Source organism: Desulfotomaculum sp. OF05-3, assembly GCF_003435535.1.
Lineage (GTDB): Bacteria > Bacillota > Clostridia > Lachnospirales > Lachnospiraceae > Pilosibacter > Pilosibacter fragilis.
Genome location: NZ_QWGO01000012.1, coordinates 79,347 through 101,373, shown reverse-complemented (window position 1 = coordinate 101,373; position 22,027 = coordinate 79,347). Strand labels below are relative to the sequence as shown.

Annotated in this window: 19 protein-coding genes and 1 tRNA gene; 2 read left to right on the top strand and 18 right to left on the bottom strand. The window is 50.6% G+C overall.

What is annotated here, in order from left to right; genetic code table 11:
• Positions 1-31: 31 nt before the first annotated feature.
• The 11 genes from DXA87_RS08575 to DXA87_RS08525 form a co-directional block, all read right to left on the bottom strand.
• Positions 32-1,258, bottom strand: coding sequence for an SAM-dependent methyltransferase (locus tag DXA87_RS08575; RefSeq protein ID WP_117503928.1), 1,227 nt, complete (start codon positions 1,256-1,258; stop codon positions 32-34).
• Complete coding sequence (locus DXA87_RS08570; protein WP_117503926.1) at positions 1,258-1,896, bottom strand: histidine phosphatase family protein; 639 nt, start codon at positions 1,894-1,896, stop codon at positions 1,258-1,260. Before DXA87_RS08570 ends, DXA87_RS08575 begins: the two co-directional genes overlap by 1 nt.
• A gap of 12 nt (positions 1,897-1,908) precedes the next feature.
• Positions 1,909-3,273, bottom strand: coding sequence for a PFL family protein (locus DXA87_RS08565; protein ID WP_117503924.1), 1,365 nt, complete (start codon positions 3,271-3,273; stop codon positions 1,909-1,911).
• A gap of 20 nt (positions 3,274-3,293) precedes the next feature.
• Positions 3,294-3,566, bottom strand: a complete 273-nt coding sequence (locus DXA87_RS08560) for an ACT domain-containing protein (protein ID WP_015554555.1) — start codon at positions 3,564-3,566, stop codon at positions 3,294-3,296.
• Positions 3,567-3,852: 286 nt separating this feature from the next.
• Positions 3,853-4,650 (bottom strand): MBL fold metallo-hydrolase, encoded by a 798-nt coding sequence (locus DXA87_RS08555; protein WP_117470254.1) that lies wholly within the window; start codon positions 4,648-4,650, stop codon positions 3,853-3,855.
• On the bottom strand, positions 4,637-5,233 hold the full coding sequence (coaE, locus tag DXA87_RS08550) for a dephospho-CoA kinase (RefSeq protein WP_117503922.1): 597 nt from the start codon (positions 5,231-5,233) through the stop codon (positions 4,637-4,639). The genes DXA87_RS08555 and coaE overlap by 14 nt, the downstream gene beginning before the upstream one ends.
• Positions 5,234-7,867: a DNA polymerase I gene (gene polA, locus DXA87_RS08545; protein WP_117503921.1), complete on the bottom strand. Its 2,634-nt coding sequence runs from the start codon at positions 7,865-7,867 to the stop codon at positions 5,234-5,236.
• Positions 7,868-7,906: 39 nt separating this feature from the next.
• Positions 7,907-8,254, bottom strand: coding sequence for a zf-HC2 domain-containing protein (locus DXA87_RS08540; RefSeq protein WP_117503919.1), 348 nt, complete (start codon positions 8,252-8,254; stop codon positions 7,907-7,909).
• A gap of 90 nt (positions 8,255-8,344) precedes the next feature.
• Positions 8,345-8,427, bottom strand: a tRNA-Leu gene (locus tag DXA87_RS08535).
• A gap of 73 nt (positions 8,428-8,500) precedes the next feature.
• Entirely contained in the window at positions 8,501-9,679 is a 1,179-nt protein-coding gene (locus DXA87_RS08530) for a phosphoribosylaminoimidazolecarboxamide formyltransferase (RefSeq protein WP_117503917.1), read from the bottom strand.
• Between the two features lie 26 nt (positions 9,680-9,705).
• Entirely contained in the window at positions 9,706-10,419 is a 714-nt protein-coding gene (locus tag DXA87_RS08525; protein WP_117503915.1) for an IMP cyclohydrolase, read from the bottom strand.
• A 305-nt stretch (positions 10,420-10,724) separates the two neighbouring features.
• Between DXA87_RS08525 and DXA87_RS08520 the strand changes: the two genes are divergently transcribed.
• Together DXA87_RS08520 and upp are read left to right on the top strand one after the other, a co-directional pair.
• Positions 10,725-11,588, top strand: a complete 864-nt coding sequence (locus DXA87_RS08520) for a hypothetical protein (RefSeq protein ID WP_117503912.1) — start codon at positions 10,725-10,727, stop codon at positions 11,586-11,588.
• Positions 11,589-11,720: 132 nt separating this feature from the next.
• Positions 11,721-12,350 carry a uracil phosphoribosyltransferase gene (gene upp / locus DXA87_RS08515; RefSeq protein ID WP_117503911.1) on the top strand — a complete coding sequence of 210 codons (630 nt, stop codon included), beginning with the start codon at positions 11,721-11,723 and terminating at the stop codon, positions 12,348-12,350.
• A gap of 145 nt (positions 12,351-12,495) precedes the next feature.
• On the opposite strand, the gene DXA87_RS08510 is transcribed toward upp, so the two are convergent.
• The 7 genes from DXA87_RS08510 to DXA87_RS08480 form a co-directional block, all read right to left on the bottom strand.
• On the bottom strand, positions 12,496-13,173 hold the full coding sequence (locus DXA87_RS08510; protein WP_117503909.1) for a UDP-N-acetylglucosamine pyrophosphorylase: 678 nt from the start codon (positions 13,171-13,173) through the stop codon (positions 12,496-12,498).
• A 112-nt stretch (positions 13,174-13,285) separates the two neighbouring features.
• On the bottom strand, positions 13,286-15,340 hold the full coding sequence (locus tag DXA87_RS08505) for a DNA topoisomerase (protein WP_117503907.1): 2,055 nt from the start codon (positions 15,338-15,340) through the stop codon (positions 13,286-13,288).
• 36 nt (positions 15,341-15,376) lie between these two features.
• The gene (locus DXA87_RS08500) at positions 15,377-16,261 is read right to left on the bottom strand and encodes an EamA family transporter (RefSeq protein ID WP_117503905.1); all 885 of its coding nucleotides are present in this window, start codon (positions 16,259-16,261) and stop codon (positions 15,377-15,379) included.
• 104 nt (positions 16,262-16,365) lie between these two features.
• Positions 16,366-17,418, bottom strand: a complete 1,053-nt coding sequence (locus DXA87_RS08495) for an aldose epimerase family protein (RefSeq protein ID WP_117503903.1) — start codon at positions 17,416-17,418, stop codon at positions 16,366-16,368.
• Between the two features lie 238 nt (positions 17,419-17,656).
• Positions 17,657-18,742: an aspartate-semialdehyde dehydrogenase gene (gene asd / locus DXA87_RS08490; RefSeq protein ID WP_117503901.1), complete on the bottom strand. Its 1,086-nt coding sequence runs from the start codon at positions 18,740-18,742 to the stop codon at positions 17,657-17,659.
• A 225-nt stretch (positions 18,743-18,967) separates the two neighbouring features.
• Entirely contained in the window at positions 18,968-19,681 is a 714-nt protein-coding gene (gene deoD / locus DXA87_RS08485; RefSeq protein WP_117483703.1) for a purine-nucleoside phosphorylase, read from the bottom strand.
• An 88-nt stretch (positions 19,682-19,769) separates the two neighbouring features.
• A complete protein-coding gene (locus tag DXA87_RS08480) occupies positions 19,770-22,016 on the bottom strand; it encodes a DNA topoisomerase (ATP-hydrolyzing) (RefSeq protein WP_117503899.1) in 2,247 nt (748 codons plus the stop codon).
• Positions 22,017-22,027 lie beyond the last annotated feature (11 nt).

Here is a 22,027-nt window from a genome sequence, read left to right as displayed (position 1 = left end):
TCACTCATGAAATCCATTGCGGCTGCTCCATTTACTTCTCTTCCATCAACAAACGATACAACGTAGGTTCCGTATGAATCTCCTTCAGGATCGCCTCGATCGCCTCCCGGTTCTCCTTCCGTTTCCCCTGCTTCACTGCCCTGATCAAAAGATTCTTAGGCGTGTGCTCCATATCGATAAACTCCAGGATCTGCACCCGGTATCCCATAGCCTCCAGCACTTCCGCACGAAGGGCATCTGTATAAAGCGCTGCCATCCGCTCCTTGATAATTCCATAATGAAACACCGGCGCAAACAACTCGCTCTCCATCTGCTTATTCACCTCATGCTGACAGCAGGGAACTGACAGGATCACCTTCGCATTCCAGCGGACCGCCTTTTCCAGCGCGTAATCCGTCGCAGTATCACACGCATGGAGCGTCACGACCATATCGACCTCATCTGTTCCCTCGTAGGAAGCAATATCCCCATGAAGGAACTCCAGTGAGTCATATCCAAACTTCTTCGCAAGACGGGAACAGTGTTCGATCACGTCTGTCTTCAGGTCCAGACCAGTGATCCGCACCGGATAGCCCTTTAAGACCTTGAGATAATAGTACATCGCAAAGGTCAGATAAGACTTTCCACAGCCAAAATCAATGATCCTGGTCTCCTGATTCTTATCAAGCTTTGGAAGCACATCCTCAATAAACTCCAGAAACCGGTTGATCTGGCGGAATTTGTCATATTTTGCGTGGACAATCGTCCCTTCCTTCGTCTGGACACCAAGTTCCACAAGGAACGGAACCGGAATTCCCTCTTCCAGGATATACCGTTTCTTTCGGTTATGGGAAAGTCCGTTCGCCCATGCAGCCTGAAGAGCCGCATCCGAACCGCCGGTGGACCCGCTATCCTGGCCGGAAGCGGAAGCTGCCACGTTTGCCATAGCAGCCTTCTTCTTCACCTTCACGGTAATCTTCCCCTTCTTGCTCACAAGAACCGTCCCACTCTTATCCTGTGCCTCCAGCTGAAGCTGCCGGAAGCTTGTCTCCATAAGACCTTCCAGATAATCCACCGCTTCCTCCGCGGTGAGATTCTTGTGGAATGCCTGCTTTCCGATAAACTCCTCTGCCTGAAAATGCAGGACACCTTTCGTCAGCACCGGACGGATCTTGGCTTTCAGAAAATCGTTCTTCTCCGCCTGTCCGCTGGCCGTAACCTGCATCAGACGCTCATTTAAAAAATCAGTGAGTACACTGTGAATCTCTCTCTTTTCCATCACTTCTTCTCTCCCCAACCGCCGCGCAAAAGCTCCAACTCATCCATCAGATGGGCGAAATCGTTAAAACGGTTTAACAACATCTCCCCGTCGGACTCCCGGTAATAAAATTCCGTGATCCCGCAGTTTTCCAGATGCTTCGCGAGCAGCGGAACATATGCGCCGTCCATATGGAGATAATGGGTCACAAGACTCCGGATCACGCCCCCATGGGTGACGACAGCTACGGTCTCTGCGCCAGACTTTGCAATCTCATCCATGACCGGAACGGCCCGACGGATCACATCTGCAGCGTTCTCCCCGCCCGGATACGGAAGATCCTCCTTCATGGTAGCTCTGGCGGCAAAAAAATCCGCGTAGCGCTCCATGATCACATCGTCGGAAAGTCCCTCCAGCTCACCGAAGGAGATCTCCCTGAGACCTTCCCGGATGATCCGCGGTGCCTGGATCTTGTCATTGATAATATCGGCTGTCTCACATGCTCGGATCAGATCACTCGACCAGACGGCGTCAATGGATTCTTTTTTCAGCCTCTCCCCGAGAAGCTCTGCCTGCCGCTTACCAGCGTCGGAAAGCGGCACATTTACATTACAAAGCGGGCTGTTCTGCCTGCCGTGACGGATCAGATAGATTCTCATAGTTTCTCCTGTTTAGTTCTTAAAGCTGTGGATCGGAGCCGGAATCCGTCCGGTTCTGCTTACAAATTTCTCACAGCTGAATGCGTTCACCGGCATGATCGGCGCATGTCCTAAAAGACCACCGAACTCTACCGTCTCGCCCACACCTTTTCCGATTACCGGGATCAGGCGGACCGCCGTTGTCTTCTGGTTTACCATGCCGATCGCCGCCTCGTCCGCGATGATTCCGGCGATGGTCGCGGCACTTGTGTCTCCCGGAACTGCGATCATGTCAAGACCCACGGAGCATACGCAGGTCATAGCCTCTAATTTTTCAATGGTGAGCGCACCCTCATTGACCGCGTCGATCATTCCCTGATCCTCACTGACAGGGATAAATGCGCCGGAAAGACCGCCGACGTAGGAAGATGCCATAACGCCGCCTTTCTTTACCTGGTCATTTAACATAGCGAGGGCAGCCGTTGTACCCGGTGCGCCTGCGCGCTCTAAACCGATCTCCTCTAAGATCTCAGCAACGGAATCGCCCACAGCCGGAGTCGGCGCTAAAGACAGGTCGATAATACCGAACGGGATACCGAGGCGTGCGGATGCCTCTTTCGCAACAAGCTGGCCTACACGGGTGATCTTGAATGCAGTCTTTTTAATCGTCTCACATAACGTCTCGAAATCAGCGCCGCGGACAGACTGCAGCGCTGTTTTTACAACACCAGGTCCGGAAACACCTACATTGATGATCGCGTCAGCCTCTGTGACACCGTGGAATGCACCTGCCATGAACGGGTTGTCATCCGGTGCATTGCAGAAAATAACAAGCTTCGCGCAGCCTAAGCAGTCGTTGTCCTTTGTGTACTCCGCGGTTCTTACGACCATCTCGCCCATTAAACGGACAGCATCCATATTTAAACCTGTTTTTGTGGAGCCGACGTTGATGGAGCTGCAGACGAAATCTGTCTCTTTTAACGCCTGCGGGATGGAACGCATCAGATTTTCATCGGCTGTCGTCATGCCCTTGGATACAAGAGTGGAATATCCGCCGATAAAATTGACGCCCACCGTCTTTGCCGCGCGATCCAGGGTCTTTGCGATAGTCACAAAGTCTTCCGGGCTCTTACATGCGGCACCGCCCACCAGGGCGATCGGTGTCACGGAAATTCTCTTATTTACGATCGGGATTCCGAAATCGCGCTCGATCTGTTTTCCTGTCGGAACCAGATCCTTAGCGAGAGTCGTGATCTTGTTGTAGATCTTTTCATTTAATTTATCGAGATCGGAGTCGCAGCAGTCCAAAAGGCTGATGCCAAGGGTGATGGTACGGACATCCAGGTTCTCGTGCTCGATCATATTGTTAGTCTCATTTACTTCCAGACGTGTAATCATAATCTTTTCCCTCTCCCTAATCAAATACGGTGCATCTTTGTAAAGATTTCTTCACGCTGGCACTTGATGTTGACGCCGATTCCAGCACCGATCTCATCGAGACCGGAAGCCATTTCATCGAATGAAACGCTTGCGCCGCTTCCGTCCACGATCATCATCATGTTGAAATATTCCTGAACAATGGTCTGGGAAATATCAAGGATGTTAATTTTATGGTCCGCAAGATATGTACATACCTTTGCGATGATGCCTACGGTGTCTTTTCCTACTACAGTGATAATAACTTTATCCATGAAAATTTTCCTCCTTGTGTTGTGCCTTCCACGTATCTTAATTTGATCCGGCCCGGCAGATATGTTCTATTGAAAGGCGGGAATCTCGGGAAAGGTAGCATTATACAGTGTTAAAGCATAAAAATTTTCTTAAAATATATCATTACATCCCATAAGATGCAAGCTTTTTTTGAGATGCACCAGCGTAAAGATGTAAGTGAGTTACTGTACACAGATAGGAATTTTCCGAACTGAAAATTCCGTACAATACGCGGGACGCCCGAATATGCCGGGACATTCTCTCTGACTACAGGCTGATGATCTCCGACATTTCATCCCGCTTCGCCACGGCCAGATGGAAATCGTCTGCATGGTACGGACAATCTCCCATGTCGATCTCCAGACGTACAGTCTCATAGGCCAGCTCCGGAATATTGTTCTCCTTGCTCAGATGGCCGAGTAATATATGTTTCAATCTGCCGCTTAAAATGCAGTTCAAGAGACGCCCTGCGTTTTCGTTGGAAAGATGTCCGAAATCCCCCATGATGCGGCGCTTTAAGTAGTACGGATACGGTCCCGTCTCCAGCATTCTGAGATCATGGTTGGACTCCAGAAGCACCGCGTCCAGATCCAGCAGATGGTCGACGGTATACTGATTAAAATGGCCGAGGTCCGTCGCTACCGCAACGGACTTGTTTCCCGACTGGATCCGGTATGCCACCGGGTCTGCGGCATCGTGATCGATGTGAAATGGCTTGACTGTCAGATCCCCCAGGGCGAACTCCGTGTCCGGCAGGATCGGATGCAGAAGCTCTTCCGGATACTCTCCAAGACCCTTGATATTCTTGATCTCATTTAACGTCCCTTCCGTCGCGTAGATCGGGACTTCATATTTTCTCGCGAGGACGCCGAGTCCCTTCACATGGTCAGAATGCTCATGAGTGATGCAGATCCCGTCCAGCTCGCTTGTCTTTAATCCAACCTCGTTGAGCCCCTGCTCGATCCGCTTCGCGCTGATCCCGGCATCGATCAGGATGTGGCTCTCCTCCGTTCCTGTGTAGATGCAGTTTCCACTGCTGCCGCTGGCAATACTAACAAATCTCATGGTCAAGGATCTCCTTCAGCTGTCGTTTGATGTCGGACTCGTCCCCATTGTTGTCGATGACCCGGTCGCAGAGTGCACGGTACTCTCCCTCCGATGCCTGCCTTCCGATGATGTCCTCACACTTTTCGCGGCTGTAGCCCCGGTTTGCCATGAGGCGGAGGATCCGGTTCTCCTTTGTCGTGTAGACGTACCAGAGTTCATCAAAGAGATCCTTCGGTGCAGTGTCAAAGACCGCTGCTTCGATGATCACAAGATGCTCCTCAGCCGCTTCTGCTGCCTCTTTCATGGTCTTCCACACAAGCGGATGGATAATGGAGTTCATGGTTCTCAAGGCATCCTTATTACGGAAGATCATATCCGCAAGTGCCTTCCGGTCCACGGATCCGTCCGGGGCAAGGAATGACGTTCCAAGGGCCTCTGTGACCTTCTTTAAGCCCTCGCTTCCCGGCTCCATAAGCTCGTGGGCCACAAGATCCGCCAGAATGATCTTCGCTCCAAAATTCTCTTTCAATACCGCCAGCACACTGCTCTTTCCAGCGCCGACACCGCCTGTAATTCCAATAATTTTCTTCTTCTGTTCCATTTATTTCGCCTCAAACCAGTTCTTTCCGTCATGCATGTCGATCTCTAACTCCACCTTTAAGGATGCTGCATGGTGCATCTCCTCGGACAGGATCTTCATAACTGTCTCCTTCTCGTCCTCCGCTGTCTCGATGAGAAGCTCATCATGTACCTGCAGGATCAGCCTGGAGCGGAGGTTCTCTCTTCTCAGTCTCTCATCCACCCGGATCATGGCGATCTTGATGATATCGGCAGCGGTTCCCTGGATCGGGGAGTTCATCGCCACGCGCTCGCCGAAGGAACGCTGCATGAAGTTCGAGGATTTTAACTCCGGCACCGGGCGGCGGCGTCCGAACATGGTGGTGACGTACCCCTGTTCCTTTGCGTGAGCCACAAGGCTGTCAAGAAATGTCTTGACCTGTGGGTAAGTCTCAAAATACCGCTCGATATACTCCATGGCCTCTTTTCTGGAGATGCTCAGGTCCTCGCTGAGTCCAAAGGCACTGATCCCGTACACGATCCCGAAGTTGACCGCCTTCGCGTTGCGGCGCTGCAGTGGTGTCACCTCGTTTAACGGGATATGGAATACCTGGGATGCCGTGATGGCGTGGATATCCTGGGCAGTCTTATATGCCTCGATCAGACGCTCATCACCGGACATGTGGGCGAGAACGCGCAGCTCGATCTGGGAGTAGTCGGCATCCAGGAACAGGAATCCGTCCCGCGGGACAAAGACCTTCCGGATCTCCCGTCCAAGCTCCATGCGGATCGGAATGTTCTGGAGGTTCGGCTCCGTGCTGGAGATCCGGCCTGTCGCCGTGATCGTCTGGTTAAAGCGGCTGTGGATCCGGCCATCCTCTTTGATATATGTTCCCAGACCGTCCGCGTAGGTGGAATTTAACTTTGTATACTGCCTGTAATCTAAGATCTTCTGGATCACCGGGTAATCCGGGGCGAGCTTTTCAAGGACATCTGCCGCTGTTGAATAACCGGTCTTTGTCTTTTTTCCGCCCTTGATCTGCATCTTCTCAAACAGGATCTCGCCTAACTGTTTCGGGGAGTTGATATTGAACTCCTGTCCTGTCATCTCCCAGATCTCCTTCTCGAGAACGGCGATCTGTTTCTTCAATTTCCCGCCGTAGGCGGTGAGTTCTTCCCGGCGGACCGCAATTCCCTCATCTTCCATGTGGAATAACGTATAGATCAGCGGAAGCTCGATATTCCGGTACAGGTCCTCCATTCCTTCTGCTGCCAGACGCTCTGAGAGCGGTTTCCCGGCGGCAAAAGCGGTGTATGCCATAAGTCCCGCCATGCGCGTAAAATTATCCTGTTCTTTCGCGCAGGCGTCCTTATAGGACATCTTTTTGATCAGGTCTGTCTTTGACGGGACCGTCATGCCGAGAACATCCCTCGCAATGTCATCGTACCCATAGGTGTCCTTTAACGGATTTAAAAGGTACGCCGCGACACCCGCATCGTAAACGGTATCCCCGTAGGAAAGCTTCGCAAACGGCAAAGAATGCTTGAGATCCAGCACCCAGGCATGACCTGTGCGGCAGAGCTCTTCGTACTTTCCGGCGATATAGCTCTCCGTCATAAAACCTCCGACCAGGAAAATATAGCTTCCAGTCTCCTCAAAGCTTAAAGCGAGAGCTGTCACGGAGCCGTTCTCCGCCAGAAGCTCCATGCCGATGCGCTCTTCTTTTTTTGCCTTTTCAAAGAGCGCGTCCGCCTCTGAGAAATCTTCCACGAGGACAAACTGCTTCTCCGGTCCGCTCTCATTCCTGATCCCCTCGCCGAATCTCGCTGCGATGGACTTGAACTCCAGACGCTTCATGTATTCGTAAGCTTCCGGCGTGTAGAGATTCTCTAACTTCGCGTCCGCCATGGAAAACTCAATGGGGGCATCGACACAGATCCTTGCAAGCTTCAGGGAAAGCTCCGCAAGATCTCTGTGCTCCTCCAGCGCCTTTTTCGCGCGGGGCGGTTTCACCTCGTCGAGATGGGTATAGATGTTTTCCAGATTTTGATACTGCACAATGAGGCTTGTCGCCGTCTTCTCACCAATGGACGGAACCCCCGGGATATTGTCAGACTGGTCGCCCATCAGGGCCTTCACCTCGATAAACTGCTCCGGTGTTACCTGGTACTCCCGGATCACGTCCTCCGGGTAATAGTTGTGTACTTCTGTGGTTCCACGGCTTGTCTTCGTAAGACAGATCCGGATATGGGTGTCGGAAAGCTGTAAAAGATCCCGGTCTCCGGAGAGGATCGTCACCTCATATCCGTCTTTCTGCTCACGTTTCGCGATGGTTCCAAGGATATCGTCCGCCTCATATCCCTCTTTTGTGAGGATCGGAACACCCATGGCCGTCAGAACTTCCTTCATAAGCGGTACCTGCTCGTGAAGCTCCTCCGGCATCGGTTTTCTTGTTCCCTTGTAGGCGTCGAACATCTTATGTCGGAAGGTCGGCGCTTTTAAGTCAAAGGCCACCGCCAGGTAGTCCGCTTTCTCCTCATCGAGAACCTTGAATAAGATATTTAAAAAACCATAGACCGCGTTCGTGTGGAGACCTTCCGAGTTTGTCAGGTTCGGCACTCCGTAGAACGCGCGGTTTAAGATGCTATGACCGTCGATCAGTACAAGTTTTTCCATGTTCACTCCTTTTTCACGATAATATTTATAAGCTTCCTATTACAGAAATCCCATTGTTTTCCAGATCCGAAGCTGCAAAAGGATCATGGAGACTAACGCCATTCCACCCAGGGTCGTGACCGCATAGGCCGTGATCTGAAATATAGAGATATGGCGCAGGGTCCGGTAGGATTCCGCCACCTTCCGTTTCAAATCTCCGACGATGTCGTATGTTCCATCTGCCTCATCCAGCTTTTTTAAACCCACATCCACCATATAGTGGATCTCCAGTTCTTCCCTGCAGTTCTCACACGTCTTGATATGGTCCAGGAAATCTTCCAGCTCCGTCGGGGACAACTCATCCTTCATATACGGAACTACCATTTTTTCTGCTTCCACACAGGTCATGGAACACACTCCTTTCAGCTTTAATCTTAAGAAGCCCGCATAAATGCAAAAAGACACGACCATCTAATGAGAGTCATGTCTTTTCGTTTCTGCCGGCGGCCGGACTTGAACCGGCACGAAGTTACCCCCGTCAGATTTTGAGTCTGATGCGTCTGCCATTCCGCCACGCCGGCATATCTTCGCGGCTGTGTATTTCAACAGCCGCATATAAGTTTAGCATAATAATATCGAAATTGCAAGTTGTTTTTAGTGGTGGAACAGACGAATTCCGGTGAATGCCATCGCCATTCCGTATTTGTTGCACACATCGATCACGTTGTCGTCACGGACAGATCCACCCGGCTGTGCAATATACTTTACGCCGCTCTTGTGGGCACGTTCGATATTGTCGCCGAACGGGAAGAAGGCGTCAGAGCCGAGGGCCACATCCTGCATCTTGTCGAGCCATGCGCGTTTTTCCTCTTTTGTGAATACCGGCGGTTTTTCGGTGAATACTTTCTGCCACTCACCGTCTGCGAGAACATCCATATACTCGTCCCCGATATAAACGTCAATGGCGTTGTCGCGGTCCGCACGTTTGATCTTGTCGATAAACGGAAGGTTTAATACCTGCGGAGCCTGACGGAGAAACCAGTTGTCTGCCTTCTGACCTGCAAGACGTGTACAGTGGACACGGGACTGCTGGCCTGCGCCGATACCGATGGCCTGTCCTCCCTTCACATAGCATACGGAGTTGGACTGGGTGTACTTTAAGGTGATCAGGGAGATCATAAGGTCGATCTTTGCGGAATCCGGGATCTCCTTGTTCTCTGTCACAACGTTCGATAAGAGATCCTTATCGATCTTTAAGTTATTTCTTCCCTGCTCAAAGGTCACGCCGAATACCTGTTTGTGCTCGATCGGTGCCGGAACGTAGGACGGATCGATCTGGATCACATTGTATTTGCCGTTCTTTTTCTGTTTTAAGATCTCAAGAGCTTCCGGTTCATATCCCGGAGCGATCACGCCGTCGGATACCTCGCGCTTGATAAGCTTTGCGGTGTCAACATCGCAGACATCGGAAAGGGAAATAAAATCGCCGAAGGAAGACATACGGTCTGCTCCTCTTGCTCTCGCGTAAGCACTTGCAAGCGGGGAAAGCTCACCGAGATCGTCCACCCAGTAGATCTTTCTTAAAACTTCATCCATCGGAAGACCTACTGCGGCACCTGCCGGGGAGACATGCTTGAAGGAAGTCGCTGCCGGAAGACCTGTCGCTTCCTTTAATTCCTTAACGAGCTGCCAGCCGTTCAACGCGTCGAGAAGGTTGATGTAGCCCGGCTTTCCGTTTAAGACTGTGATCGGAAGATCACTTCCGTCTTCCATGTATACACGGGACGGTTTCTGGTTCGGGTTGCATCCGTATTTTAATTCCATTTCATTCATGATTTGCTTTTCTCCTTTTGATACGACTAGTGATTTTTATTTACGATTCTTGTCTCGTACTTTCCTGTCTCGATATCGATGAATCTTACAAAGAGGGATACCTTGTTGTCCTCATTCAGGCTCTCCCATACATTCTTTGTGAAGCTGTCGATATCGCCCTCAATGGCAATGCGTTTCGGCTCACCCTCAAAGCTCGGAAGCGGATTTCCGTCGTTCATGTAAGTGTGGATGAAACGTCCCTCACCGCTTAATGGCTTCTCATATGCGTATGTAAAGCGGCTGCAGCTCTCCGGGTTTCCATCACTGCTCTTTAAGATGGACATCGCAAAATTGTAGTTCCCGTTCTCAATGTGCATGATTCCGGAGATACGCGGAGTGTAGTTCGGGCCGTCCGGCTCAAACTCGCGGCAGCGCAGGGACTGCTCGAAGGTCTGCTGGCGGTCCATTCCGGCGTAGATCGTATCTGTCTGGTCGCCGTTTGTCACGATGGTCTTATTTCCGAGAACGCGCACCGGGGCGTAGATGATAAGGCTCGGGTCCTCTAATTTTGACGGATCAAACGCCTGAGTACGGATTCCTTCACCATCCTCTACAAAGACACGGTTGCGGCTGTTGCTGCTTCTTCCCATAATAAAATATGCGGTCACGGCTGTCTTTCCATCGGCTGATTTTCCGATCACGATTCCTCTTCCCGGATAAGAATTGTTTTTTAACTCCTCTGAAAGTGATAATAACTTCATGGAAGTACTCCTCCTGTTTTCGTATAAGATCACCGGAATTTGTACCGGCGACGGGTTTTAATTTTATGATAACATACTTCCTGCAGATTGAGTATTTAAAATTACTTATCAACGATCCCGGCGTTTCCTTATGAAATGCTTTCATTTATTTAACAAAATTGTAATGTGGCGTTCATGTACAAGAGGCAGGTTTTCATGGTATAATATAACTGTCTTAGAAAGATAAACCTGGTACCGGACAGGCTTTCTTCCATTCGCCTATTCCGATGCCGCATTAAAATACGATAAAAGGAGCTGATCTTCTTATGAGAAAAAATCTTTATAAATTTGCCGCTTTGACAATGTTTGCCGCATTATCCATCACCGCATGCAAAAAACACGAGGCTGTGGACATCTCTGGAATTCATACGTCCGCTGCGGAGACCATGGTGGAAACTACTTCCAATGAAACAAAGGCTGATCCGGCAGCAGACAATTCAAAAAGTGACTCCTCAAAAACGGATGCTTCAAAAGCCGGATCTTCTGAGGTCGAGACGCAAAAGGATTCCAACGCCTCCGACGCGTTAAGCGTGAAATCGAAGATCGCGACCGAAAAGACCGGAAAGGTCTCCATCGAATACCCGATCCTCTCCAATCTCCGTGATGCATCCATGACCCAGGCCGTCAATGAGCTTTTAAAGAAAGAGGCGACCTCGATCATCACTGCCTGGGAACTGGACACCGAAAAGGATGAGGTTTCCATCAACTGTGATCTGGTATCCCTCGATAAAAACAAGGCGGTATTTACATTCCACGGAATGGTAAACGTTGCAGAAACAGCCCATCCGTCAAATGTGCGCTATGCCGTCTCTGTGAACTTAAATACAGGATCACCGATCGGTCTGACTGCGTATGCAGATGCGGATTCCATCGCGGAATACCTTTCTTCCGATGACATTGTGGTGGTAGAACCGGCGGATATAGCAGCTGAAGTAAAGGATTCCATCAAGTCCAGCGGAAAGGACCTCTGGCAGACGGTGTTTGCAGAATGTGATTTTACTTCCGTAAAGGACGGGACATTCCCGCAGGCGTTTTCCTACGAAAAGGACGGAGATATCTACCTGATCGTTCCGGTGAGCCATGCGGCGGGTGATTATGCCCTTGTAAAATATTCACCGGAAACAAAATAACAATAGACGCATCCGAGAAACGATCCGGTTGATTTCTATCCTGCATTTTGGTATGATAAAGGGAAGGAAAAAACATGATCCGCCAATCGGTCTATAGGCTTTGGCGGACCACAGAAAGGCTGGTATCTATTAATGGAAAATGTAACGTATATCGATCACCCGCTGGTTCAGCACAAGATCTCCATGTTAAGAAAGAAGACCACAGGAACGAATGAGTTCCGTACTCTTGTAGAGGAGATTGCAACTCTGATGGGCTATGAGGCGCTCCGCGATCTCCCGCTGGAGGACGTTGAGGTCGAGACTCCGATCGAGACATGTATGACCCCGATGCTTGCAGGCAAGAAATTAGCCATCGTTCCGATCCTGCGCGCAGGTCTCGGAATGGTAAACGGTGTTCTCTCCCTCGTTCCGTCTGCGAAGATCGGCCACATTGGTCTCTACCGTGACGAGGAGACTCACGAGCCTCATGAATATTTCTGCAAGCTTCCGAACCCGATCGAGCAGAGAACCATCGTTGTCACAGACCCGATGCTCGCTACCGGCGGTTCCGCAGTTGCAGCTATTGATTTCATCAAGCAGCACGGCGGAAAGCATATCAAATTTATGTGCATCATCGCTGCCCCGGAAGGTGTAAAAAGACTCCACAAGGCACATCCGGATGTACAAATCTATGTCGGACACCTTGACCGTGAATTAAACGAGAACGCATATATCTGCCCGGGTCTCGGAGATGCCGGTGACCGTATTTTTGGAACGAAATGATTTAAGAGTATAGGTTCCCATACTAAAAATAAAACCACGATATTTGTTAAAACTCAACATATGAGTTTCTAGATAAATATCGTGGTTCTTTTAGTTTAATAATTGCATGGATCCTTCATTTGCAGCATCTTTTTTCAGTTATCAATTATTCCAGCACCTTCTTAGCGATCTCTCCCTGTTTCTTATAGATGGAATTCTCATCCACACATCCACGGACACTGGATAACGGGTAGATATTGCAGTTCCTTCCAATAACAGTTCCTGGATTCAGAACAGAACCGCAACCGATTTCCACGCAGTCACCGAGCATCGCACCAAATTTCTTGATCCCGGTCTCGATATCGCCGTCCTCCGCATGGACCTTCACGAGAAGTTTGTCGGACTTCACGTTTGAGGTGATGGAACCGGCTCCCATGTGGGCGCGGTAGCCTAAGATGGAATCTCCCACATAGTTGTAGTGCGGAACCTGGACCTTATCGAACAGGATCACATTTTTTAACTCCGTGGAGTTTCCAACGACGGCTCCCTCTCCGACTAAGGCATTTCCCCGGAGGAACGCGCAGTGGCGGACCTCTGTGTCCTTTCCGATAATGATATTCTCGCCGAGAAATGCACTCGGCATCACCCTTGCGGTCTTATGGACCCATACGGTCTCCCCGCGCCTCTCGTACTCACCCTCCGGGAGTGTCTTTCCGAGTTCGAGGATGAACTCTTTAATATGGGCAAGTGCCTCCCACGGGTAGGTAAACTGGCGGAGGAAATCCGCAGCCTGGGTGTGGGAAAGGTCATAAAGATCGACGATCTTAGTCTCTTCTTTTTTCATAATGATTCTCCAATCTGCCATCTTGCCAGACAGCATTTATTTACGGCTGGACCGCCGAAAGCATTTTCGATAAGCTTTTGCAAACGGCTGCAGCATTGAAACAGATCTGTTGCTATTTTTTATAGAACTGAGCCGCAGCGTCAAAATACGGCCGCAGCATATAGGCGTTGTTCGTCTGCTTGACACCGTTTGTCCTGAGCGTCACAAAACGCTCCAGCTTTTCCATGTACTCATCCGGCGTGATGGTTCCCTCCGCCACGTAAGTGAGGCCTTTTTCCCAGCTTGCCGTGAGTTCCGGATTCAGGAGCTGCCGCATGGATGCCTGGCAGACATCGAAGACAATCTCCCCGAGAAGTGTCGGCGTGATGACCTGGGTCTTCTTCGCCAGTGCCAGATACTTGATGTTGAACAGCTTTTTTAAGATCTCCGCCCGGGTGGCGCTCGTTCCGATGCCGCTTCCCTTGATCTGGGCCCGCAGGTCCTCATCCTCGATGAGCTGGCCCGCGTTCTCCATGGCAAGGATCATGGAACCGGAGGTGTAGCGCTTCGGCGGAGATGTCTCGCCTTCCTTGATATCAAATTTTAAAAGCTTTAATTTCTGTCCTTTTTTCAGGCCGGACAGCATGGCAAGAAGATTCTTTGCCTTCTCATCATGACCTGGATCCAATTCTTCCGCCTGGTTTTCCTGTCCTGCGCCGGAATTTTCACCCCGGCTGTTTCCAGAATTTTCCATTTTTTTCTTGGACGGGACGTTCGCAACCTCCAGGTATCCCGCCTCCGCAAGGACCTTATATGCCGCGAAGAACTGTTCTCCCTGCTTTTCAATCCGCAGGGAAAACTTCTGGTAGACCGCAGGTGAATAAAAAATGCTTAAAAAACGCCGTCCGATCAGCTCATACACCTTTGCAGCCAGCGGATTGAGACTTCTCAGTGCTCCAAATCCCTGCCCCGTCGGTATGATGGCGTAGTGGTCGGTGATCTGCTTATCGTTCACATACTTTGTCCGAGCGATCATCTTCCAGGTTCCGCTGTCCAGCGCCTTCGCGGCAAAGTCCGCGAGAGGCCCGAAATTCCGGAGTCCGCCGATATTCCTATAGATCTCCTTCGCCACCGCAGTGGAGAGAACTCTGGCGTCCGTTCGAGGGTAAGTCACCAGCTTTTTCTCATAGAGTTCCTGAATGATCTTTAAGGTCTCATCCGGGCTGATCTTGAACATCTTCGAACAGTCGTTCTGGATCTCCGCGAGGTTATATAAAAGCGGCGGATTTTTCGTCTCTTTTTTCTTATCCAGGGCGATGAGCGTTCCTTCCATTGGGTCGGCGCTTAAAAATCGGATCAGCTCCTCCGCTGTCCTATGCTCTTTAAATCCGTTTTCCTTATAAAGCGCCGGTGTGCCGAAGTATCTGGAGCCTTCCACCGCTCTCCATTCCGCCTCGATGACCGCGGTCTCATGATCCGGGACATCGAAGGAACCGATGACGCGGTAGAACGGGGTCTTCACGAATTCCCGGATCTCCCGCTCCCTGCGGACCACCATACCGAGGACACAGGTCATCACACGGCCGACGGACAGCACCGCCCGCTTTTCCCTCAGGTAGGACGCCACCGATGGGCCGTATCTTAAGGTGAGCACCCTGGAAAAATTGATACCCATCAGGTAATCTTCTTTTGCTCTAAGATATGCGGAGGCTGCAAGGTTGTCGTACTCCGCAAGGTCCTTCGCCTCCCGGACGCCCCGGAGTATCTCATCCTCGGTCTGGGAGTCGATCCAGACACGGCGGCGGTTCTTTCCCTTTACCCCGGCCATCTGCTCCACCAGGCGGTAGATGTACTCTCCTTCACGCCCGGAGTCAGTGCAGACATAGATCGTGTCCACGTCCGCCCGGTTTAAGAGCCCACTCACGATCTTAAATTGTTTTTTTACATCGTCGATCACCTGGTATTTGAATGTCTTCGGGAGAAACGGCAGGGTTTCCATGCTCCAGCGTTTCAGGGCCGGATCGTAGGCATCCGGGTAACTCATGGTCACCAGATGACCCACACACCAGGTCACGATAGCCTGGTCGGACTCAATATATCCGTCTCCTTTTCTCCCGGAAACCTTTAACGCCTTCGCAAATTCCTGTGCGACGCTGGGCTTCTCGGCGATAAATAGTGCTTTTCCCATGAAACCTCTTTTCTGTTTATATTGACTTCACAGCTGCTATTTTTTCTTCTGCGGGAGCTCCGATAAAAGAACTGCCGCGAACATCAGCGCACATCCGGCCAACATCTTTCCCGTCAGTACATCCTTTAAAAAGATCACGGAAAACAGAGTTCCGAACACCGACTCCATGGAAAGAAGGATCGCCGATGTAGATGCGCTCAGATATTTCTGCCCGCTGTTCTGTAAGAGATAAGCCACTGTGGTGGAGAAGACTGCCAGGTATAGCAGTCCCCCGATCAGAGACTTATCCATCAGGACCGTGAAATCAAAGGATCCGTCAAGAAACGGTGCGCAGATCCAGTTGAAAATAGCTGCTGCAATGATCTGGATCACCGTCAGTGCGATCGGGTCGTGGCATTCTGTAAACTTGTCGATAAATACCATGTGAACCGCAAACATCAGACCGCAGACCAGCGTCAGAAAATCTCCGTAATTGATCGAGAGATCTCCCTGCAATGACAAAAGCGCAAGACCGATGACCGCGAGAAACGCGGCGGCGATATTCCAGCCTGTAGGTCTCTTTTTACTGACGATCCAGTAGAGGAACGGCACGATGATGACATACAGCGTTGTGATAAAAGCATTCTTGCTTGCTGTCGTGTGCTTCAGACCGTAGGTTTGGAACTGATAGGACAGGCAGAGAAAAGCGCCTAAGATCACGCCGCAGAGGACCGTCTCCCGGTCTGCTTTCATCATATTTTTATGGAACAACAGGGCGAGCAGTACCGCGGACATGGAAAAGCGGACCGCCAGAAGGTATGTCGGCGGGATCACATCCACAGAATTTTTCATAACCACGAAGGCAAATCCCCAGATCATCGTCGTAAGGATCAGTCCCATGGATGCCAGGATCTTGATGCTGCGTTCACTTAAATTATTCATATCAATAATTCCTTAGTAGTTTTATGCAAAGCAAAAATCTCATCGGCGCAGCCGATCTGGAATGGATTTTTGCTTGTAACCATGAAGGTACTGAATCGTTGTCATTATTTTTCATAAATATAAAAACGGTATCCTGTCGCAGACGTCCACTCTTTCCCTGCCTTCACGATCGGTGATGGGAAGTGCGGTTTGTTGACAGCATCCGGGAAGTTCTGGGTTTCAAAGCAGAATGCGGTTCTTGCATGGTAGAACGCACCTTTCTTTCCCTTCTCCTGATCAAGCCAGTTAGCAGTATAGAACTGCACGCCCGGCTGGTCTGTATAGACATCCATCGCTCTGCCGCTCTCCTCGGAGAAGATCTGCGCGGCAAGTCCGAAGTCGCCGCGGACATGGGAGAGACACCAGTTATGGTCGTATCCATGTCCCATGACAAGCTGGTCGAAATTCTCATCGATCCGATCCCCGATCACATGGAAATCCGTGAAATCCATCGGAGTTCCCTTTACCGGGCGGATCTCTCCAGTTGGGATCGATGTCTCATCGGACGGGGTGTAAAAATCTGCAAGAATTCGAGCTTTGTGGTCAAGGATGGAACCTCCGTTATTGCCGAGGAGGTTGAAATATCCATGGTTTGTCAGGTTCACCGGTGTGTCCGCATCGGAAAGGACACGGTATGTCAGCGTCAGCATATCCTCGTCGGTCAGCGTATATGTGACGGATACGATGGCATTTCCCGGATATCCCTGATCTCCGTCCGGGCTCAGAAGTGTGAAGGTGACAGCGTTTTCCGCCTCTTCCTTCGCGTTCCAGAGACGCGCGTCATAGTAATCCAGACCACTGTGCAGGTTGTTCGGGCCATTGTTCACCGCCAGGGTATACTCTTTTCCGTTCAGGGAGAACTTTCCCTTCGCGGTGCGGTTTGCGATCCGGCCCACAACGGATCCGAAATGCGGACCATTGTTTAAATAACCAGCTGCGTCGTCAAATCCCAGCATCACATCGTCCATAACCCCTTTTTTATCCGGAACGACCATGCGGACCCAGACGGCGCCGAGATCTGTGACGGATGCCTCGAGACCATTTTTATTTGTGATGGTGTAGAGGCTTACCTCTCTTCCATCCGGCATTTCCCCAAAATGCTCTTTCTTCACTGACATAAAATTACCTCCTCGGTTTCGATCCTTATAAAACAGAATGTGCCTTGACACATTCGCGCGGTCACTTGCGACAGGCTGCATCTTCGCGCAAGTGCGCATCTTTGGTACGTTACGAAACAGCATCAGGTCATATACAGGCATATGTACTGATTCGCTGTCCGCGTAAAAAGGACCCGCAAAAATAGCGGGCCCATGAATTACGTTCTGATCGACAGATGATAACGGATATCCGTCGATATTATTTTGCAGAAATATATCCCTGCTTTGTGAGAAGCTCTGCGCAGAGAACGGCTCCGCCTGCAGCACCGCGGACGGTGTTGTGGGACAGACCAATGAACTTCCAGTCATAGACGGTGTCCTCTCTTAAACGGCCGATGGATACGCCCATTCCCTTCTCGAAATCAACGTCCAGCTTAACCTGCGGACGATTGTCCTCCTCCATGTACTGGATAAACTGCTTTGGTGCACTCGGAAGCTCTAATTCCTGTGGAAGTCCCTTGAAGTTTACAAGCTTCTCGATGAGCTGTTCCTTGGAAGCTTTCTTTCTGAATTTTACGAACGCCGCAGCTGTGTGACCATTTAATACCGGAACACGGACGCATTGGCATGTGATCACAGGCTCTTTTGCCTTTACGATCACGCCGCCCTCTAAGTGACCCCAGATCCTAAGCGGCTCCTGCTCACTCTTCTCTTCCTCGCCGCCGATGTACGGGATCACATTCTCTACCATTTCCGGCCAGTCCTTAAAGGTCTTTCCTGCTCCGGAAATAGCCTGATATGTAGTAGCGACTACCTCGTACGGCTCGAACTCTCTCCACGCACTGAGTGCCGGAGTGTAGCTCTGGATCGAGCAGTTCGGCTTTACTGCGATAAATCCGCGGGTCGTGCCGAGTCTCTGCTTCTGGAACTTGATCACCTCAAAGTGATCCGGGTTGATCTCCGGGATTACCATCGGAACATCCGGTGTCCAGCGGTGAGCGCTGTTGTTGGAAACCACCGGAGTCTCTGTCTTCGCGTAAGCTTCCTCGATAGCGCGGATCTCTTCCTTTGTCATATCAACGGCGCTGAATACGAAATCAACGGTCTTGGATACCGCATCCACATCGTTTACATTCATAACAACTAAATTTTTAACTTTTTCCGGCATCGGAGTCGTCATTTTCCAGCGTCCTCCAACTGCCTCCTCATATGTTTTTCCTGCAGAACGCGGGCTGGCTGCCACGGTCGTCACTTCGAACCATGGATGATTCTCAAGGAGAGAGATAAATCTCTGTCCTACCATACCTGTTGCTCCAAGGATGCCAACTCTAAGTTTCTTTTCCATCACACATATCTCCTCATCTCAGCCCGTCAGCCGGTATCAGCTGCCAGCCTGCCATTTTCCACCCGTCGCGGACATATGTCTCCATGTACGCAACACCCGTGTTGTTGTCTATCCTAACTCAAAACGACAAAAAATGCAAGTAGTAAATGGCATGAGTTTACCATACTAACGTATTAAATGTTACTGCTCACGCCGTGCGCGAACAATAACTGATATCAGTAACGATTAAACGATTTCAAGCGCTACATGGATCATGTCAGCGAAGGATGTCTCGCGCTCCTCGGCTGTCGTCTTCTCGCCTGTCACCATAGAATCAGATACAGTCAGAATCGAAAGGGCGCGCGCCTTTGCGAGAGCCGCGTTTGCGTAGAGGGCCGCTGTCTCCATCTCCACTGCCAGTACACCCATATCCGCGAACTGGAGTCCGTCGTGTTTCTTTTTTTCCGGCTCATAGAACAGATCGGAAGTCAGGACGTTTCCAACGTGATATGGAAGGTTTTCCTGCTCTGCGTGGAAGACGGCTTTAATCAGGAGTCCGAAGTCCGCGATCGGCGCGAAATCTCCCGGGAGTCCGAATTCTCTCACATAATTTGTCTGTGCGCAGGCACCCATGGCGAAAACAAGGTCACGGATATGGACATCCTCGGAGATCGCCCCTGTGGTTCCCACACGGATCAGTGTCTTTACGCCGTAGCCCTCGATGAGCTCGTGGGTGTAGATTCCAATGGACGGGCATCCCATTCCTGTTCCCATAACAGAGACAGGTTTATCACGGTAAAAACCGGTGTAACCAAACATATTTCTTGTAGCGTTGAACTGCTTTGCGCCCGCAAGGAAATTCTCAGCGATAAATTTCGCGCGGAGCGGATCACCCGGAAGTAAAATAGACGGCGCGATCTCACCCTGTTTTGCTGCAATATGAGGTGTTGGTGTATTCATATAGGTTCCTCCTTTTCCCGGACAGGATCTGTCCGGATCATGATTTTCATTCAAGTTCAGATTAAAAGGATCGTACGATCCAATTCTATTATAACCGGACTTTCGTTCCTTTTCCATCCCTCTTTGCCGCTTTCAACCGGCCAAGAGCAACTTCTTTTCCTTTATAGACAGCGGTTCCGTCCATATCCGGCAGATATACATGTTCCAGAGTATCTTCCTTTTCAAGCCTGATGCCCCGCACACCCCGGCTGTTCTTCTTGAGCTCTGGAATTTCTTCCAGCTGGAATTTTAAGAACATGCCGTCGACAGTCTGGAGAACCACATCGCGGGTTCCATCGATCTCAGTGCCGATCTCCCGGATCTCCGTGAGCTTATCCTCTCCCGCTAATTTCGTTGCCACAACGGTCTTATTTGCCGTTATAAATTCCTCTCCCGGAACGATCTTCACCGCCGCCTGGGCCGTCGCGAACAGGAATTTCTTACCGGTAAATCCGGATGCCGGAATCATAAAGAGGATCGTCTCCGTCTTCCCACCAAATTTGCTGACGTTCTCGATGGGGATTCCCTTGTCTTTCATCTTCAGTGTCGGGAACTCCGCAACCTTCACCTGGTACATGTTTCCGGTATCTGAGAACATGCAGAGCTTATCGTCCGTCATCACCGGAAGTACCCGGACATTCTCGCTGTCCATGGTCTCCTGGTTCCTTTCGTAGATGGAGCGGTCCATGGTCTTGCAATAGCCGAAGCGGTCCATGACGAAAATCACTTCCTTCGCCTCTTCCTTCGCCTCCACGTAAACCATCTCTTCGCCGTCCTCGATGAGTGTCCTTCTCGGTTCTGCGAACTCTGCCTTGATGGAGTCAAGGTCTTCCTTGATCACCACATCCATATTCTTCTGGTTGGAAAGAATATGCTTATATTCACGGATTTTCCGCAATGTCTCCTTGTATGCTTTCTGGAGCGCGAGGATCTCAAGACCGATGAGCTTGTAGAGACGCATCTCCAGGATCGCTGTCGCCTGGCGTTCGGTAAAATGAAGCTTCTTCGCGTCCGCCTCAAAGCCCGGCACACGGAACTTGATCTTCTCCGTATTTCCGGTCATCAGGCATTCCTTTGCGTCCTTCATGTTCTTTGATCCCCGGAGAACGGCAATAATGAGGTCGATCACGTCGCACGCCTTGATAAGGCCTTCCTGCACTTCCTTCTTTTCCATTTCCTTCTGGAGAAGAACATTGTACTTCTTCGTCATGTTCCGGTACTGGAACTCCAGGAACGTATTTAAGATCTGTTTGAGGTTCATGGTCTCCGGGCGTCCCTCGTCGATAGCCAGCATGTTGACGCCGTAGGTGTCCTCAAGCTTTGTCTTCTTATAGAGGATTGCCTTGATCCTATTGACATCCGCGTCCTTCTTTAATTCCAGGACGATGCGGATCCCTTCTTTGCTGGACTGGTTTGAGATATCAACCACGTCGGTGAGCTTTCTCGTCTCAACGAGATCTGCCACATCCATGAGGAACTTGTTGATTCCCGCGCCGATCATCGTGTATGGGATCTCCGTGATCACCAGTTTGTCACGGTCTGCCTTTCTTCTTCCGAGTTCCACCTCGATCTTTCCGCGAAGCCTGATCTTTCCGGCACCGGTCTCATAGATCTGTAAAAGATCGCCCTTATTTGCGATAATCCCACCGGTGGGGAAATCCGGTCCCGGCATATACTGCATCAACTCTTCTACGGTGAGAAGCCGGTTATCGATATAGGCCTTTACCGCGTCGATAACTTCCCCTAAATTGTGGGGTGGAATGCTGGTGCTCATGCCGACAGCGATTCCCTCCGCACCGTTTACGAGAAGGTTCGGCACGCGGACCGGGAGGACCTCCGGCTCTTTTTCCGTCTCATCGTAGTTGGCGACGAAATCTACGGTCTTATCGAGATCTTTTAAGTAGACCTCCTCCGCAAATTTCTTTAAGCGTGCCTCAGTGTATCGCATGGCAGCTGCGCCGTCACCCTCTATGGAGCCGAAATTTCCGTGTCCGTCCACCAGAGCCATTCCCTTTTTAAAGTCCTGGGACAGGACAACTAAGGTCTCGTAGATAGAGCTGTCGCCGTGTGGGTGGTATTTACCCATGGTATCGCCCACGATACGTGCCGACTTTCTGTGGGGCTTATCGTGATCTAAGTGAAGCTCACTCATATCGTAGAGAACACGGCGCTGTACCGGCTTTAAACCGTCTCTGGCATCCGGGATCGCACGGGAGGTGATGACGCTCATGGAGTAGTCCAGATAGCTCTTCTGCATTTCCTCCGAATATTCAGTTCGCAATATTTTTTCAGACATGGTAAACTCTC

Excerpts from the sequence above, each read along its gene's own strand:
- DXA87_RS08555 (WP_117470254.1), bottom strand. The coding sequence starts at position 4,650 with ATGAGATTTGTTAGTATTGCCAGCGGCAGCAGTGGAAACTGCATCTAC.
- DXA87_RS08560 (WP_015554555.1), bottom strand. The coding sequence starts at position 3,566 with ATGGATAAAGTTATTATCACTGTAGTAGGAAAAGACACCGTAGGCATC.
- deoD (WP_117483703.1), bottom strand. The coding sequence starts at position 19,681 with ATGAATACACCAACACCTCATATTGCAGCAAAACAGGGTGAGATCGCG.
- DXA87_RS08565 (WP_117503924.1), bottom strand. The coding sequence starts at position 3,273 with ATGATTACACGTCTGGAAGTAAATGAGACTAACAATATGATCGAGCAC.
- DXA87_RS08520 (WP_117503912.1), top strand. The coding sequence starts at position 10,725 with ATGAGAAAAAATCTTTATAAATTTGCCGCTTTGACAATGTTTGCCGCA.
- DXA87_RS08495 (WP_117503903.1), bottom strand. The coding sequence starts at position 17,418 with ATGTCAGTGAAGAAAGAGCATTTTGGGGAAATGCCGGATGGAAGAGAG.
- DXA87_RS08530 (WP_117503917.1), bottom strand. The coding sequence starts at position 9,679 with ATGAATGAAATGGAATTAAAATACGGATGCAACCCGAACCAGAAACCG.
- DXA87_RS08505 (WP_117503907.1), bottom strand. The coding sequence starts at position 15,340 with ATGGGAAAAGCACTATTTATCGCCGAGAAGCCCAGCGTCGCACAGGAA.
- DXA87_RS08510 (WP_117503909.1), bottom strand. The coding sequence starts at position 13,173 with ATGAAAAAAGAAGAGACTAAGATCGTCGATCTTTATGACCTTTCCCAC.
- DXA87_RS08570 (WP_117503926.1), bottom strand. The coding sequence starts at position 1,896 with ATGAGAATCTATCTGATCCGTCACGGCAGGCAGAACAGCCCGCTTTGT.
- DXA87_RS08525 (WP_117503915.1), bottom strand. The coding sequence starts at position 10,419 with ATGAAGTTATTATCACTTTCAGAGGAGTTAAAAAACAATTCTTATCCG.
- DXA87_RS08480 (WP_117503899.1), bottom strand. The coding sequence starts at position 22,016 with ATGTCTGAAAAAATATTGCGAACTGAATATTCGGAGGAAATGCAGAAG.
- upp (WP_117503911.1), top strand. The coding sequence starts at position 11,721 with ATGGAAAATGTAACGTATATCGATCACCCGCTGGTTCAGCACAAGATC.
- DXA87_RS08575 (WP_117503928.1), bottom strand. The coding sequence starts at position 1,258 with ATGGAAAAGAGAGAGATTCACAGTGTACTCACTGATTTTTTAAATGAG.
- polA (WP_117503921.1), bottom strand. The coding sequence starts at position 7,867 with ATGGAAAAACTTGTACTGATCGACGGTCATAGCATCTTAAACCGCGCG.
- DXA87_RS08540 (WP_117503919.1), bottom strand. The coding sequence starts at position 8,254 with ATGACCTGTGTGGAAGCAGAAAAAATGGTAGTTCCGTATATGAAGGAT.
- DXA87_RS08500 (WP_117503905.1), bottom strand. The coding sequence starts at position 16,261 with ATGAATAATTTAAGTGAACGCAGCATCAAGATCCTGGCATCCATGGGA.
- coaE (WP_117503922.1), bottom strand. The coding sequence starts at position 5,233 with ATGGAACAGAAGAAGAAAATTATTGGAATTACAGGCGGTGTCGGCGCT.
- asd (WP_117503901.1), bottom strand. The coding sequence starts at position 18,742 with ATGGAAAAGAAACTTAGAGTTGGCATCCTTGGAGCAACAGGTATGGTA.